Annotated in this window: 12 protein-coding genes; 8 read left to right on the forward strand and 4 right to left on the reverse strand. The window is 59.7% G+C overall.

All coding sequences use genetic code 11. The features are described from left to right. Positions 1–27 precede the first annotated feature (27 nt). Positions 28–750 (forward strand): acid phosphatase AphA, encoded by a 723-nt coding sequence (gene aphA / locus LD28_RS0100425; protein ID WP_033135065.1) that lies wholly within the window; start codon positions 28–30, stop codon positions 748–750. Between the two features lie 101 nt (positions 751–851). Here aphA and LD28_RS0100430 read toward each other — a convergent pair whose 3' ends face one another. Then, complete coding sequence (locus LD28_RS0100430) at positions 852–1,115, reverse strand: hypothetical protein (RefSeq protein ID WP_033135066.1); 264 nt, start codon at positions 1,113–1,115, stop codon at positions 852–854. 169 nt (positions 1,116–1,284) lie between these two features. Between LD28_RS0100430 and LD28_RS0100435 the strand changes: the two genes are divergently transcribed. From LD28_RS0100435 to LD28_RS0100455, 5 genes are all read left to right on the forward strand, one after another. Then, entirely contained in the window at positions 1,285–2,106 is an 822-nt protein-coding gene (locus tag LD28_RS0100435; protein ID WP_033135067.1) for an HDOD domain-containing protein, read from the forward strand. Between the two features lie 128 nt (positions 2,107–2,234). After that, a complete protein-coding gene (locus tag LD28_RS0100440) occupies positions 2,235–2,738 on the forward strand; it encodes a GNAT family N-acetyltransferase (protein ID WP_033135068.1) in 504 nt (167 codons plus the stop codon). 207 nt (positions 2,739–2,945) lie between these two features. Next, positions 2,946–4,298, forward strand: coding sequence for an alpha-glucosidase/alpha-galactosidase (gene melA, locus LD28_RS0100445; protein ID WP_033135069.1), 1,353 nt, complete (start codon positions 2,946–2,948; stop codon positions 4,296–4,298). 44 nt (positions 4,299–4,342) lie between these two features. Further along, on the forward strand, positions 4,343–5,746 hold the full coding sequence (melB, locus tag LD28_RS0100450) for a melibiose:sodium transporter MelB (RefSeq protein ID WP_033135070.1): 1,404 nt from the start codon (positions 4,343–4,345) through the stop codon (positions 5,744–5,746). Positions 5,747–5,801: 55 nt separating this feature from the next. Next, on the forward strand, positions 5,802–7,379 hold the full coding sequence (locus LD28_RS0100455) for a hypothetical protein (RefSeq protein WP_156120053.1): 1,578 nt from the start codon (positions 5,802–5,804) through the stop codon (positions 7,377–7,379). Between the two features lie 70 nt (positions 7,380–7,449). Here the strand turns inward: LD28_RS0100455 and melR are convergent, their stop codons facing one another. The 3 genes from melR to LD28_RS0100465 all read right to left on the reverse strand — a co-directional run bounded on the left by melR (position 7,450) and on the right by LD28_RS0100465 (position 10,663). Beyond that, positions 7,450–8,415: a transcriptional regulator MelR gene (melR, locus tag LD28_RS0100460; RefSeq protein ID WP_050514227.1), complete on the reverse strand. Its 966-nt coding sequence runs from the start codon at positions 8,413–8,415 to the stop codon at positions 7,450–7,452. A gap of 301 nt (positions 8,416–8,716) precedes the next feature. Continuing rightward, entirely contained in the window at positions 8,717–8,893 is a 177-nt protein-coding gene (locus LD28_RS23505) for a hypothetical protein (RefSeq protein ID WP_005342935.1), read from the reverse strand. A 492-nt stretch (positions 8,894–9,385) separates the two neighbouring features. Next, positions 9,386–10,663 (reverse strand): cation:proton antiporter, encoded by a 1,278-nt coding sequence (locus LD28_RS0100465; RefSeq protein WP_033135071.1) that lies wholly within the window; start codon positions 10,661–10,663, stop codon positions 9,386–9,388. Positions 10,664–10,866: 203 nt separating this feature from the next. Between LD28_RS0100465 and metH the strand changes: the two genes are divergently transcribed. Then, positions 10,867–14,562 (forward strand): methionine synthase, encoded by a 3,696-nt coding sequence (gene metH / locus LD28_RS0100470; protein WP_033135072.1) that lies wholly within the window; start codon positions 10,867–10,869, stop codon positions 14,560–14,562. Positions 14,563–14,569: 7 nt separating this feature from the next. Beyond that, positions 14,570–15,685 carry a Gfo/Idh/MocA family oxidoreductase gene (locus tag LD28_RS0100475; RefSeq protein WP_033135073.1) on the forward strand — a complete coding sequence of 372 codons (1,116 nt, stop codon included), beginning with the start codon at positions 14,570–14,572 and terminating at the stop codon, positions 15,683–15,685. Positions 15,686–15,768: the final 83 nt, after the last annotated feature.

Here is a 15,768-nt window from a genome sequence, read left to right on the forward strand (position 1 = left end):
TTTGATTGAAGATGACGACACTTCCTTATGAAACACTTCTCTGCTCGTCCGGCGCTGCTCGCGACCCTGCTGGCTGCTGCCTTCTCCTTGTCTGCCGTAGCGAGTGAGGCTGCGACCGTTCAGCCGGTTCCTGCCGGTGTCACTACCGTCACCCTGGCCCAGCAGGCCCCCATTCACTGGGTCTCGGTGGAACAGATTGCCAAGAGCCTGGATGGTCTGCCCCCGATCGCGGTCGGGTTTGATATCGACGATACCCTGCTCTTCTCCAGCCCGGGTTTTTACCGTGGCAGGATGGAGTACTCCCCCAAGGATCAGAGCTATCTGAAAAATCCGGCCTTCTGGGAGAAGATGAACAACGGTTGGGATGAGTTCAGTATTCCGAAAGAGGTGGGCAAGGCGCTCATCGCCATGCACCTCAAGCGCGGTGATCACATCTACTTTGTCACCGGCCGCCCGGTTACCAAGACCGAGACCGTGACCAAGACTCTGCAGAAGACCATGAACATTCCGGATGCCCAGCTCAATCCGGTGATCTTTGCCGATGATCATCCTGGCCAGAACACCAAGGTGCAGTGGCTCAAGGATAAGCAGATGAAGATCTTCTACGGTGATTCTGATGGTGATATCAAGGCGGCGCAGGAGGTCGGCATTCGCGGCATTCGTCTGCTGCGCTCGGCCAACTCCAGCTACCAGCCGTTGCCGCTGGCGGGGGCGCTGGGGGAAGAGGTGATCATCAACTCCCAGTTCTGATCCACTGCGGATCCATGCAAAAAGGGCGGGGCCATTGGCACCCGCCCTTCTGTTTTTTGTGAGCCATGAAAAGGTTGGTCACCTTAAGTCAGCTCACGGTATCAGTCAGCCCACGGCATCTCGGGCAGGCTGTCGAGGAACTCGCCGTAGCGGGTCAGATTGAAGGGGCCCTGATCGGCCTCCATCGCCATCAGTTCGGCCCCGAGGGCGCAGGCGATATACTGCAGCGCCTCTTCCCGCGGCGTGCCCTTCATCACTAGTCGCATCAGGGTCGCCTTCACATGGGGCGGGTGACCATCGTTGAGCTGGTTCTCCACCATCTCCAGCAGCGCAGCTTCGTCAAAAAATTCTTGAGAGTCGTTCATGGGATATCCGCAACAGTGAATGTGGCGGCCAGTATAGCCTGAATGGGGCTAACACCTTGAACGGTCAGCGAATAAACAATCCGGTGTGGCTGCAATTTGTTACCCATAATTAGGAGGAGTTTGCCAAGGCAAACAGGTTGGAACACAGATAACATGGATGGACACGCCTATGCCCACGATAGATTCCCTGCTGGCTGAGCCCCGGCTCCTGCCACAGATCCCGGAAGTGATGCGCGACTTGATCCAGACCTTCAATGAAAAGGATCCGGATCTGCTCAAGATCAGCAAGTTGATCAACAAGGACCCAGTCATCTCCGCCAAGCTGCTGCGCCTGGCCAATTCCGCCAAGTTCGGCAGTAGTCGCCAGATCGGCACCGTCAATGAAGCTGCGGTGCGGTTGGGGTTGGCAATGGTGCGTAACATGGTGCTGGCCTGCGGGCTCACCGAATCGGTCACTGCGGTTCCCGGCATTGATCTCAAACATTTCTGGGGCTGCGTCTTCAACGTGGCTGAGTTGGCTCGCCGTCTGGCGGTAAAAAAAGGGATGAAGGGGGAGGAGGTCTTTACCTGCGCCCTGTTGTTCGATCTCGGCCGACTGGTAATGCATGTGGGGCTACCGGAAAACACCGTCCATCACATCCACGATCTGGAGCTGCACAAGGGGCGGGCCAAGGCAGAGGAGCTGGTGGTCGGCTTCAACTATGCCCAGGTCGGGGCCGCCATGGCGCGCTACTGGAAGTTCCCCGAGACCATCAGCAATGCGGTGGAGTATCACTACAATCCCATGCTGGCCAAGGAGTTCTCCCCCGAGGCCGGTTTGATCCATCTGGCGATCGTGCTGGCAGCCCAATCTGATGTGGGTGAAGAGGCGCCGCCGGAGTGGCCGACCAAGGTGGCAGAGACCCTGGGACTGAGCTGGGCCGATTGTGCCGCCCAGTTCAGCGCGCTGCGTGAACAGGGTAATGGCTATGCCGGGTTGCTGGCCGCCTGAGCCCGTTTCTCCCATCTCATCAGGGGCCAACGTGGCCCCTTTTTCATTGCCGAGGGTTCCACAGGCTTGCCAGCCCGGGAGTGACGGGGCACTCTTTGCCCTTCACTTTCCGTTTGAGAGCCCTTGCCATGATTGCCTCCTCCCGCCTGATCCTGCGCGAAATGATCGCCAGCGATGCCCCTTTCATTCTTGAACTGCTCAATGACGGCGACTTTTATCGCTACATCGGCGATCGGGGCGTTCGCACGCTGGAGCAGGCGCGGGAGTATATCGAGCAGGGGCCAGCGGTCAGCTATGCCCGCTACGGTCACGGGCTCTATCTGGTGGAGCGCAGTGAGGACGGTGCCAGCCTCGGTATCTGCGGTTTGATCAAGCGCGACACCCTGGAGCAGGTCGATATCGGTTACGCCTTCCTGCCGCAATATCGCGGTCAGGGTTATGCCATCGAAGCGGCGCAGGCCGCCCTTGCCGATGGCAAAAGTCGGTTGGGGATTGACCAAGTGGTCGCCATCGTCACCCCGGGCAACGAGCGATCCATCGGCCTGTTGGCCAAGCTGGGGCTGGTGCGCAGTCGTCTGGTCAAGTTGAGCGAAGATGCTGACGAATGCCTGCTGCTGGAACAAGGGGTGTAACTGAGCTGTTGGGGGATGAGCCTTGATAACCCGGTGGACAGATCGAGCTCCCGCATTCGCAGACAAGTATCCCAATTTGTAAGATCTTGCCAACCAGTCCATCAAATATGAGTTTTTGGGAGTCTCTGCTCCGTAAGCGAGACGCGCCTGACGGGACCCGCCCTGCATAGTAGGCACACTGGTTTCACCGTCATCGGAGCAATGGACATGAGAACTCCCAATATCACCTTTATCGGCGCAGGGTCGACCATCTTTGTGAAGAACATCCTGGGCGATGTGTTTCACAAACCGGCCCTGAAAAACGCCAACATCTCCCTGATGGACATAGATCCGCAGCGGCTGGAAGAGTCCCAGATTGTGGTGCGCAAGCTGATGGACTCCAGCGGCGCGAAGGGGCAACTCAACTGCCACACCGAGCTGAAACCTGCGCTCGCTGGCGCCAATTTCGTGATCGTCGCCTTCCAGATCGGTGGCTATGAGCCCTGCACCGTGACCGACTTCGAGGTGTGCAAACGCCACGGTCTGGAGCAGACCATCGCCGATACGCTGGGGCCCGGCGGCATCATGCGGGCACTGCGCACCATCCCCCATCTGTGGCGGGTGTGCGAGGTGATGAGCGAGGTGTGCCCCGACGCCACCATGCTCAACTACGTCAACCCCATGGCGATGAACACCTGGGCCATGTATCAACAGTTCCCTCATATCAAGCAGGTGGGGCTCTGTCACTCGGTGCAGGGAACGGCGCACGAGCTGGCCCGCGATCTCGACATCGATCCGGCGACCTTGCGTTACCGCTGCGCCGGCATCAACCACATGGCGTTCTATCTGAGCCTCGAGCGTCAGCTGGAGAGCGGTGAATTCGTCAATCTCTATCCCGAGTTGCTGGCCGCTTATGAAGCGGGTACCGCCCCTAAACCCGGCCTGCACCATCACCAGCGTTGCCAGAATCTGGTGCGTTACGAGCTGTTCAAGAAGTTCGGCTATTTCGTTACCGAATCCTCCGAACACTTCGCCGAATACACCCCTTACTTCATCAAGCCGGGGCGGCCTGATCTCATCGAGCGCTACAAGGTGCCGCTCGACGAGTATCCCAAACGCTGCGTGGAGCAGATTGCCCGCTGGCAGGATGACCTCACCGCCTATCGTCAGGCCGAGCGGGTCGAGGTGCCCGAATCAAACGAGTATGCGAGCGTCATCATCAACTCGCTCTGGAGCGGTGAGCCCAGCGTCATCTATGGCAACGTCAGAAACGATGGCCTCATCACCAACCTGCCGGAAGGGTGCTGCGTGGAGGTGCCCTGCCTGGTCGATGCCAACGGTATCCAGCCCACCGCCATCGGCCGCTTGCCAACCCATCTGGCAGCTCTGATGAGCACCAACATCAACGTGCAGGCGCTGGTCACCGAGGCGATCACCGAGCGCAAGCGGGAAAGCATTTATCATGCAGCCCTGCTCGATCCCCACACTGCGGCTGTGCTTGGCATGGATGAGATCTACGCCCTGATCGACGAACTGATTGAAGCTCACCGCGGCTGGCTGCCGGAGTGGATTCACGGCTGAGCAAGAGCCCCCTGCGGGGGGCTTAACCCCCAAGGAGATAAACCATGAGCGTCTCGCTGAAAACCAAGTTGAGCTATGGCTTCGGGGCCTTCGGCAAGGATTTTGCCATCGGCATCGTCTACATGTACCTGATGTTTTACTACACGGATGTGGTGGGGGTATCGGCTGCGGCGGTCGGTACCATCTTTCTCGTCGCCCGGATCTGGGATGCGGTCAATGACCCCATCATGGGGTGGATTGTTGATAACACCCGATCCCGTTGGGGCAAGTTCAAACCCTGGATCCTGACCGGGACTGTGGTCAACTCCATCGCGCTGGTGATGGTGTTCTGTGCCCACTACTTCGAAGGCCCGGCCCTGATTGCCTATGTGGCGGTGACCTACATCCTGTGGGGCATGACCTATACCCTGATGGATATTCCCTTCTGGTCGCTGGTGCCCACCCTGACTCTCGACAAGCGGGAGCGTGAGGAGCTGGTTCCCTATCCCCGCTTCTTTGCCAGTCTGGCCTGGTTGATTACCGGCGCCATCGGACTCAAGGTGGTGGATTACTTCGGGCAGGGAGACAAGGCCCACGGCTTTCTGATGTTCACCTTTATCCTCATCGCCTTTTTCGTGGTCTCGACCATCGTCACTCTGCGCAATGTGAAGGAGCGTTACAGCTCGGCAGTCGCTCCCGGGGCGGTTGGTCCCGAGCGCACCACCATCATCGATTCGGTCAAGCTGATCTTCCGCAACGACCAGCTCTCCAGCGTGCTGTTTATGGCCCTGTGCTATAACGTGGCGAACAACATCATCACCGCGTTTGCCATCTACTACTTCACCTATGTCATCGGGCGTGAGGATCTCTTCCCCAGTTACATGATGTACTCCGGTGTGGCGAATCTGATCACCCTGATGGTCTTCCCCCGTCTGGTTGGCTTTATCTCGCGCCGGGTATTGTGGGCTCTCGCCTCTCTCAGCCCGATCCTGAGCTGCCTGACTCTGCTCTATGTCGGTCTGTACGATACCCAGAACGTGCCGCTGATCGCCCTCTCCGGCATCCTGCTCAATATCGGCACTGCCCTGTTCTGGGTGCTGCAGGTGATCATGGTCGCTGATACGGTCGACTACGGTGAGTACAAGCTGGGCACCCGCAACGAGAGCATCGCCTACTCGGTGCAGACCATGGTGGTCAAGGCAGGTTCGGCCTTCGCCGGTTTCTTTATCGGCATCATTCTGACCCTGATCGGCTATGTCCCCAATGCGGTGCAAAGTGCAGAAACCCTGCTGGGCATGCAGTTCATCATGGTCGGACTACCTGCGGTGTTCTTTGCTCTGACCCTGTTTGTCTATTTCCGCTTCTACAAGCTCAATGGCCAATTCCAGCGCAAGGTGGTGGAACACCTGATGCGCAAATACGAGCCCGAGAGTGCCGAGGTCGAACCCGTGCGGGCGATGGCCAGCTGAGCAGGTCGATTCACTGCGCCGACGCTATGTCGGCGCCATCCATAAGGAGTGGAACATGGGATATCCAATGAGTCGTCGAGCCAAGCTTTCATGCGCCATGATGGCAGCTGGCATCGCTACCCTCTGCACACAGCAGGCAGTGGCCGCCAGAGTGGAGGCATCGCAACCGACCGTTCATCTCAGCTCCTCCAGTACCGAACTGGCGGAAGGGTTCAACTGGGCGGCAGCCAAGACGGCGCAGTTCATCATGACCGGCCAGCGCGGCGTGACCAACAAGGACGAGCATCATCCGAACGGGGATGGCACGGGTCTGCACGATTATCTCCCCTCTTACTGGGCCGGTTACTACGACCGAACGGCGTTTTACGGTCGCGATTTTGCCCATCAGGTTGCCGGTGCCGAGATTGCGGGCTGGCGCGCCGAGAACTTTTCGATGTTCAAGGTGTTTGCCCGTAACGCTACCGAGGCGCGCAAGTGGTACACCCTCTGGGCCTTCAACTTTGACGGCTCTCCCCATACCATCGATTACAAGAACGACAGCTGGTTCGTGCGCGAGGTGCCCGCCCAGTTCGAGTTGGTAGAGAAGGCGTATCGTGCCTACCTCTGGAGCGGGGATCGCCGCTATATCGAGGATCCGGAGTTGTGGGTCTTTTATAGCAAGGTGATGACCGACTTTATCGCCCTGCATGACGAGCAGCACCCCAACGGGATCGCCGAAGGCAAGGGAGGGATCTTTGAGGGATCCTGCACCTACAACGAACGGGGCGAGCACCCGATAGAGGCCGCCGATGCCATCGGTTCCCAATATCAGGCGACCCTGGCTTATGCCGCCATGCTGCAGGCGCGCGGTGAATCCGAAGCTGCGCAACAGTGGTATCAAAAAGCGCAGGTGCTAAAGGATTACTTCAATGGGGAGTGGAGCAAGGTTGTGGGGGATGAGGAGGGCCACTATGCCCGCATCCTCGACAGCAACCTCGGCAAGCACAACGATTTTGGCAAGGAGAACAGCTGGTTCATTCCGATGAAGCTGTTATCAGAGCCGGGGCCGCGCAATGACCGCTATCTCGACTTTATCAGCGAAAAGGTAGGGGGAGGGATAGGTTCAACACCCGAGGCGCCCGCCAATATCGAGGCCTACACCTATCTGCCGGATACCTATTTCCCCTATCAGCGCAACGAGGAGGCGTGGCAGTGGATGCGCTACATCCTGGCCAAGCGCGATCTGCCCCACGAGCGGCCGAGTCAGGGCACCAATGGCGACTATCCGGAGATCTCCTTTACGCTGGTGTCGCAGACCGTCGAGGGGATGATGGGGATTGAGCCGGATGCGGCAGCCAACCGGGTTGCCACCCTGTCCAGGTTGCCTGCCGCGATAGAGTGGGTTGCTATCACGCAACTGCCACTGGGCAACCATCGCCTTTCGCTACGTCATACCGGAGGGGTTGAGACGGCACTCTATCAGGAGGGCTCGCAACCATTGCGCTGGGAGGCGCGCTTCCCCGGTCATCACCCTGTATTAGTGGTGGATGGTGAGCGCAGACCGGCCCAGACGCAGCGTCTGAACGGTGTCGAGCTGAGTGTGGTGGAGGTCAGTGTGCCGCCAAATCAGTGGGTGAGTGTCGGCGTTCCTTGAGCGTAAATCGCAACGTGGTGGTGACGAGGGATGCATGGTGCATCCCTCGTTTTTTGCTGCGTGCGAATGGTTACGGCGTTGATTCGCTGTTCTCGATGGGGGCTTCTTCGTTGTCAGAAAGAGGGCATGTGCGGCTCAGTTGCCGGTAGCGGCTTGGGGTCAGCCCCAGATAACGTTGAAAGGTGTCATAGAAGCGGCTGCTGGAGTTGAAGCCCACCGTCAGGGCGATATCGAGAATGGTGCGATCGGTATCGCTCAGCAGGGCTCTGGCATGGTTGATCCGCATGGCGGTGACATATTGCTTGATGCTCATCTGCATCACTTTCTGGAACAGCCCCATGGCGTAGTTGGGGTGCAACCCCACATGGTCGGCCAGCTCCCTGGTGGTGAGCGCGGCATCATGGTGGGCGGCAATGTATTCGAGCATCTGCTGCACGTGGAACTGGGAGTGCTTGGAGGCGCCCGCAGCCGCGCTCTGGTTGTTGTGGTTGGCCAGCATGCGGGTCCAGCCATCCAGCCCGATGCGCCTTAGCATCAGGCAAACTTCGTCGGCCGCCAGCTGCTGGCGACCGGGGTCGTCCATCCGGCTCTCCGTGACCCAGCGCGCCAGCTCAAACTCGCTCACCAGCATGGACGATCGTGATTGCAAGACGCCGCCGTGGGTGATCTGGGTTAGCAGATCCCGGTTGATGGGCCAGGAGAGGAAAAGATGGATGGGTATATTGATGAGACCCATTTGTGTGCAATGGCCAATGCGGGTCAGCTGATGGGGAATGGCCGCCCAGAACAGCCCGGCATGCCCTGCCGCCAGGGTGAAGGACTGGCCATTCATGGTGTACTCCACATCCCCGTCGAACGGGATGTTGACCTCCACCTGCCCGTGCCAGTGGTAGCCCGCCATCTCGTGGGGGGCCCGCAACTCCACATCGATAGCCTCGTAAGCAGAGTAGAGAGAGAGGGGGCTGCTCAGTCCCTCATCTGTTGAACCTGAGTCATGCACGCTGGAAAAGTAGGGGCGCTCAAGCTTTGTCGTCATTGCAATCAACCATCGCTCTCAACCGGGGTGAATGAACCCTGCTTGTACCATCAATGGCTTTTTTTGCCTGTGCTGGTCGTTCAGTTATCCACGAAAACGTGACGATGAGGTTGAAAAATTGCAGACAGGATCACAGACGTCGCACAGCTTGGCGTGCGCAGGCGGTGGGTGCAGAAGGTGTGGATGTGGTGTTCGGGGCGGGAGCTGTTGGCCGAAAGGCAAAAAACGGAGGGAGATTAGCAAAGAGGCCGCCGTGAGTTGCGGCCTGTCTGCATCGGGCGCTGCCGGAGGGCAGGCAGGATCAGTTGAGGTCTTCGATGGAGAACTCGCCAGCGATACCATCACAGGAGATGGCGAAACCGCCGCTGAAGCGGGTGCTGAACTGGATCAGGAACGCATCGGAATCCTGCTCTTGCGGGGGCAGGTTGATGGGTTTGCTACGACGCAGGGGCTTGTGTGTTTGTACGGCTTTCATCATGGTATTTCTCTATATAAATTAGGTGTTTGCTCCTTGTATTGGCAAATGTCAGGTCAATGGGCGCGGTCGATTGGGTGAACGACAAGCGCGCAGGAATACCCAGCCCGGTTAAGGGGCGTCTGCACTTTTCAAGGAATATGCTGATGCATAAATCAAATTGGGTGGGCAGATCGGGTCTGCACCGTGAGAGCCGGGCAACGCAGGCAGACAGCCTGACGGTTCTCAAGGCGAGTAAATCAGAGGAAGGTTATGCGGGTTCTGGCAGGATTCATCTAACGTTGAAACATTGCGAACATAAACTGGGCTGATTAACTAGCCGGGGCGCATTCTCTCCTCGAAATGAATAAAAAGCAAACAATAATTTGCGGTTCTCGGGGGAGGGGCGCTTTTCCTCTGTGTAATCAAAGTTCTATCAGTAGTAAATATCCGTCATAAAAAGAGGGCTCCCGACGGGAGCCCTCTCTCACTCTGCAATCAGTACCGTCGGTCGACTCAGTAGTCGCCACAGGCCTTCTTGGCCGCGGTGATCATCGGGGTGATGGTCATGCCCTGCACCACGATGGAGAACATTACCACCGAGTAGGTCATCACCAGGATCACTTCCCGCAGGTCGACGCCATGCTCCGGGATCATCATGACGCCGGAGGGGAGCGCCAGCGCCATCGCCATGGCCAGACCGCCGCGCAGACCGCCCCAGGTGAGGATCCGCACCGAGAAGGAGTTGTAGGTGCGGAACTTGCGGAAGGCCACATAGGGCAGCGACACGCTGATGAAGCGGGCAGCCAGGCAGAGCGGCACCGCGATGACCAGCAGTACCCAGTCATGCCAGGAGAGCTCCAGCAGTACCAGCGCCAGACCGATCAGCAGGAACAGCAGGGCGTTGAGGAACTGATCCATCAACTCCCAGAAGTGGTCCAGGTGGTGACGGCTCTGCTCGGAGAAGCCGGATTGGCGGGTCCAGTTGCCGATCATGATACCGGTGACCACCATAGCCAGTGCGCCGGAGACGCCGATCATGTTGGCAAAGGCGAAGCCCGCAGTCGGGATACAGAGGGTCAGCAGCAGCTCCAGGGAGCCATCGTCGGTGGCGCTGATCATCACATGAGCGATGACGCCCATCACGGCGCCGAACAGGATGCCGCCGAGGGCTTCATGCAGGAACAGACCAGCCACGCTGCCAAAGGTCGGCTCTACACCGCCAAATGCCACGGCAAACACGGTGGCGAAGATCACCAGACCCACACCATCGTTGAAGAGGGATTCCCCTTCGATCTGGATGGCGATCTGGGGTGGCGCTTTCATCTTCTTGACGATGGCCAGTACGGCGATCGGGTCAGTGGGGGAGATGAGCGCCCCGAACAGCATGCAGTAGACCAGCGGCAGATCCCAACCCAGCAGCTTGGCGATAAACCAGAAGCCGTAGCCGATGATGAAGGTGGAGAGCAGGGTGGCAATGATGGCCAGAATGGTGATCTCCCACTTCTGGCTGCGCAGTGCCTTGAGGTTGATGCCAAGGCCACCAGCGAACAGCAGGAAGCCCAGAATCCCCTTCAGCAGGAAGTTCTGGAAGTCGATGCTCTCCATGGTTTTGACGGCAAGAGGTTCCAGATTGAACCAGCCCAGTTTACCGAACAGCACCAGCAACGCGGAGATCAGCATGGAACCGGCGGTGATGGCGATGGTGGTCTGGATCTTCACAACATACTGGTTGGCAAAGGCGATAAAGATCGCCAACGCTGCCAGAAAACAGAGTGTGTAGTAGACGCTCATAGTTATTTTTTCTCGTTAGTAGACAGCAAGCACGTATCCCCATGCGGGAGGGGCATAGGGTACTCTCGGGCCCTATGTTACTCATTACCTATAAATGAGTATATCTCGGTCTGTTTGGATAGATAGACGGCTAGATTTCCATTTTTTTTGTTTGCTGTTAGGATGCTGTTTACGCAGTTGCATGGATGTAAGAGGAACGAGCGGTGTCTAACCAAAAGCCTAACGAAAAGTCGGACGTAACAAAGAAGCTGGAAGCCTGCCTCAAGGAGCGGATCCTGATCATCGACGGGGCCATGGGCACCATGATCCAGGGCTACAAGCTCGGCGAATCAGAGTATCGGGGTGAGCGGTTTGCCGACTGGCATACCGACATCAAGGGCAACAACGATCTGCTGGTGCTGACCCGCCCGGCAGTGATCCGCGAGATCCATGAGCAGTATTGCGCTGCCGGGGCCGACATCCTCGAGACCAACACCTTCAACGCCACTCGCATCGCTATGGCCGATTACGAGATGGAAGCATTTTCGGCCGAGATCAACCGCGAGGCCGCCCGGCTGGCCCGCGCCGTGGCCGATGAGTGGACGGCAAAAGATCCCGCCAAGCCGCGCTTCGTGGCAGGTGTTTTGGGCCCGACCAACCGCACCGCCTCCATCTCGCCGGACGTCAACGATCCCGGCAAGCGCAACGTCACCTATGACCAGCTGGTAGCCGCCTATACCGAGTCGACCCATGCCCTGATCGAGGGCGGCGCCGACATCATCCTGATCGAGACCATCTTCGATACCCTCAACGCCAAGGCTGCCGCCTTCGCGGTGGAAGGGGTATTCGAGGAGCTGGGTTACAGCCTGCCGGTGATGATCTCCGGCACCATCACCGATGCCTCCGGCCGTACTCTCTCCGGTCAGACCACCGAAGCCTTCTACCACTCGCTGCGCCACGTCAAACCGGTCTCGTTCGGTCTCAACTGTGCGCTGGGCCCGGACGAGCTGCGCCAGTATGTGGAGGAGCTGTCGCGCATCAGCGAATCCTGCGTCAGCGCCCACCCCAACGCCGGTCTGCCCAATGCATTCGGTGAGTACGATCTGGATGCCGTCGAGATGGCGGAGCATATCCGCGAGTGGGCCCAAAGCGGCTTTCTCAATATCGTCGGCGGCTGCTGCGGCACCACCCCGACCCATATTCGCGCCATGGCCGATGCCGTGGCGGGCATCAAGCCGCGCGTGCTGCCCGAGCTGCCGGTGGCCTGCCGGTTGTCGGGATTGGAGCCGCTGATCATTACCCCCGAATCCATGTTCGTGAACGTGGGGGAGCGCACCAACGTCACCGGTTCGGCCAAGTTCAAGCGGCTGATCAAGGAGGGTCTCTATGACGAGGCGCTGGATGTTGCCAAGCAGCAGGTCGAGAGCGGCGCCCAGATCATCGACATCAACATGGACGAGGGGATGCTGGACGCCGAAGCGGCCATGGTGCGCTTCCTCAATCTCATCGCCGGTGAGCCGGATATCGCCCGGGTGCCGGTGATGATCGACTCCTCCAAGTGGGAGGTGCTGGAAGCGGGCCTCAAGTGCGTGCAGGGCAAGCCGGTGGTCAACTCCATCTCCATGAAGGAGGGGGAGGAGAAGTTCATCCAGCAGGCCAGATTGCTGCGTCGCTACGGTGCCGCCGTTATCGTGATGGCGTTTGATGAGGCGGGTCAGGCCGATACCCGCGCCCGCAAGTTCGAGATCTGTCAGCGCGCCTACCGGATCCTGGTGGATCGGGTCGGTTTCCCGCCGGAAGATATCATCTTCGATCCCAACATCTTCGCGGTGGCGACCGGTATCGACGAGCACAACAACTACGCGGTGGACTTCATCGAGGCGGTGAAGGACATCAAAACGCACCTGCCCCATGCCATGATCTCCGGCGGCGTCTCCAACGTCTCGTTTTCGTTTCGCGGCAACGAGCCGGTGCGCGAAGCCATTCACGCGGTCTTCCTCTACCACGCCATCAAGAACGGCATGGACATGGGGATCGTCAACGCCGGTCAGCTCGCCATCTATGAAGACATTCCGGCCGAGCTGAAGGAGAAGGTCGAGGCGGTGGTGCTCAACCTCAATGACAACGCCACCGAAGAGCTGCTGGCCATCGCCGAGAAGTATCGCGGTGCCGGTGCCCAGGCGGAGGATCCGCGGGATCAGGAGTGGCGCAGCTGGCCGGTGGGCAAGCGGCTGGAGCACGCACTGGTCAAGGGGATCACCGACTTCATCGAAGAGGATACCGAAGAGGCTCGCGCTGGCGCCGAGAAGCCGCTGCACGTCATCGAAGGGCCGTTGATGGATGGTATGAACGTGGTCGGCGACCTGTTCGGCGCGGGCAAGATGTTTCTGCCGCAGGTGGTGAAATCGGCGCGGGTGATGAAGCGGGCGGTGGCCTATCTGCAGCCCTATATCGAGGCGGAAAAGTCGGGAGGCTCCAGCAACGGCAAAATCGTGCTGGCGACCGTGAAAGGGGACGTGCACGACATCGGCAAGAACATCGTCGGGGTGGTGCTGCAGTGCAACAACTTCGAGATTGTCGACCTCGGGGTCATGGTCTCCTGCGAGACGATTCTCAAGACTGCGCGGGAGGTCGGCGCCGATATCATCGGGTTGTCGGGTCTCATCACCCCGTCGCTGGACGAGATGGTGCACGTGGCCAAAGAGATGGAGCGTCAGGGCTTCAAGCTGCCGCTGCTGATCGGCGGTGCCACCACATCCAAGGCCCACACTGCGGTGAAGATCGAGCAGAACTACTCGGAGCCTGTGGTCTATGTCTCCAACGCCTCCCGCGCGGTGGGGGTGGCCCAGAGCCTGCTCAGCCCGGATCTCAAGGAGGCGTTTGTCGCCCGTATCGACAAGGAGTACGAGATTGCCCGGGATCAGCATGCCCGCAAGCAGCCGCGCTCCCGCCCGGTCAGTCTGGCCCATGCCCGCGCCAACCGGCATCAGCTGGATTGGGTTGGCTACCAGCCACCCAAGCCCCGCGAGCTTGGGGTGCAGAAGTTCGAAAACGTGCCCGTTTCGGTGCTGCGCCCCTACATCGACTGGACCCCGTTCTTCCTCAGCTGGGAGCTGGCGGGCAAGTATCCGCGCATCCTCGAGGACGAGATTATCGGCGAGGAGGCAACCAAGCTGTTTGCCGACGCCAACGCCATGCTGGACCAACTGGAGAAAGATCAGAGCGTGCGCTGCGCCGGTATTATCGGCCTGTTCCCGGCCAACGCAGTGGGGGACAGCATCGAGGTCTACAGCGACGAGTCGCGCAGTGAAGTGAAAAAAGTGCTGCACCATCTGCGTCAGCAGAGCGAGAAGCAGGGCTTCCCCAACTACTGTCTGGCGGACTATGTGGCGCCGAAAGAGAGTGGCAAGCCGGACTGGATCGGCGCCTTTGCGGTGACCGGCGGTATCGGTGAGGAGGCCATCGCCAAGGCCTACAAGGCGGATCACGATGACTACAACGCCATCCTCGTTCAGGCGGTGTGCGACCGTCTGGCCGAGGCATTTGCCGAGTACCTGCACGAACAGGTGCGCAAGGTGCATTGGGGCTATGCTCCCGACGAGGCCCTCAGCAACGAGGAGCTGATCCGCGAGAACTATCAGGGCATCCGCCCGGCCCCCGGTTACCCGGCCTGCCCGGAGCACACCGAGAAGGGGAGTATCTGGGAGCTGCTGGAGGTGGAGCAGGCTATCGGCATGCAGCTTACCGAATCCTACGCCATGTGGCCGGGGGCGGCGGTGTCGGGCTGGTACTTCTCCCATCCCGAGAGCAAATACTTCGCGGTGGCGCAGATCCAGCCCGATCAGGTAGAAGATTACGCCGTCCGCAAAGGCATGACCCTCGCAGAAGCCGAGCGCTGGCTCGCCCCTAATCTCAATTGAGGTACCAATGAAGATTGGTTTTGTCGGTCTGGGGGCCGTGGTCGAGACCGCCTATCTGCCAGCATTGAATGCCCTGAGTGACGAGGTACAGGTGTGGGGTTTCGACCCTGCCCGCAGCTTGCCGGGGGTGACCTCGCTGTTGACCCTTGAGGCCCTGCTGGCACAGCCCCTCGATCGGCTGGTGATTGCCACTCCCTCTCTGCTGCATCTGCCGGTGCTGGAGCAGGCGCTGGCGAGCGCGATCCCGCTGATCCTGGTGGAGAAGCCGGTGGTGGCGACACTGGCCCAGCAGGCGAGGCTGCAACAGCTGTTGGCCGATCCGCAGATCGCCGCCCGGGTGCTGGCGCTCGATCACTGGATGGCCCGCAACGCCGTTCAGCGGCTGCTCGGCGGCGGGCTGGATGCCAGCTGGCAGCCACATTCTCAATCCCATGTTCCACCGTCTGGTGCCATTGCGCCTGTCACGCTGGCAGAGGTCGCTTCGGTCGAGGGCTTCTTGCTGGAGCCGTGCGGCATTGATGGCGAGGGGCGTCCCTATGCCCTCAACTTCGCCACCGGCGAGCCGGATCGGCGGGTATTGCGCCACCCGGACGGGGTGATCCTCGATATCGGTACCCACTTGCTGGCGATGATCCGCGAGCTGCTGGTCGCCCTCGGCGGTGATGACCGGCTGACGCTGGTCGCAGAGGGGGTGGTCGATCGGCTTGGTCAGCCCATTGTCCGTGGTGATCTGGAGAGCGCCGAAGGACGTGCCTGTCTGCGTGGCGACGCCTCCGGGGTTCCCCTGACCCTCTGGCTCGACAAGTACGCCGGGCCGGGTATCGAGCGTAAGGGGCTGGTGCTGCATCTCAAGGATGGGCGGCGTGTCGAACTGTTTCGCTGCGGCAATCTGGAGTGGCTGCGCTATTACCGGTCCGGAGCCAATAACGATGGTGGTCAGAGCGAGCACGAGGCGGCAGAAGTGCAGCAGTGGCAACATGAGGGGCCCCTCTATCGCGATTGCATCGCGCAAACCCTGCTGGCTCCCCTGCCTGTTGAGGGGTGGCGCGGGGCCACGGCGCGCCGGTTGCAAGAGGTCACCCTGTTGCTCACCCTGCAACAGCAGTTACGCGGGCCTCATTGAATCCTTCAGGCGGGTCATTGCAAAAAGGCGAATGGTGAGGGGAAAGGATTGGCGTTGTCAGCACTCCGTGGCACTTTATACTC

Origin of the sequence: Aeromonas finlandensis (assembly GCF_000764645.1) — a bacterium.
Lineage (GTDB): Bacteria > Pseudomonadota > Gammaproteobacteria > Enterobacterales > Aeromonadaceae > Aeromonas > Aeromonas finlandensis.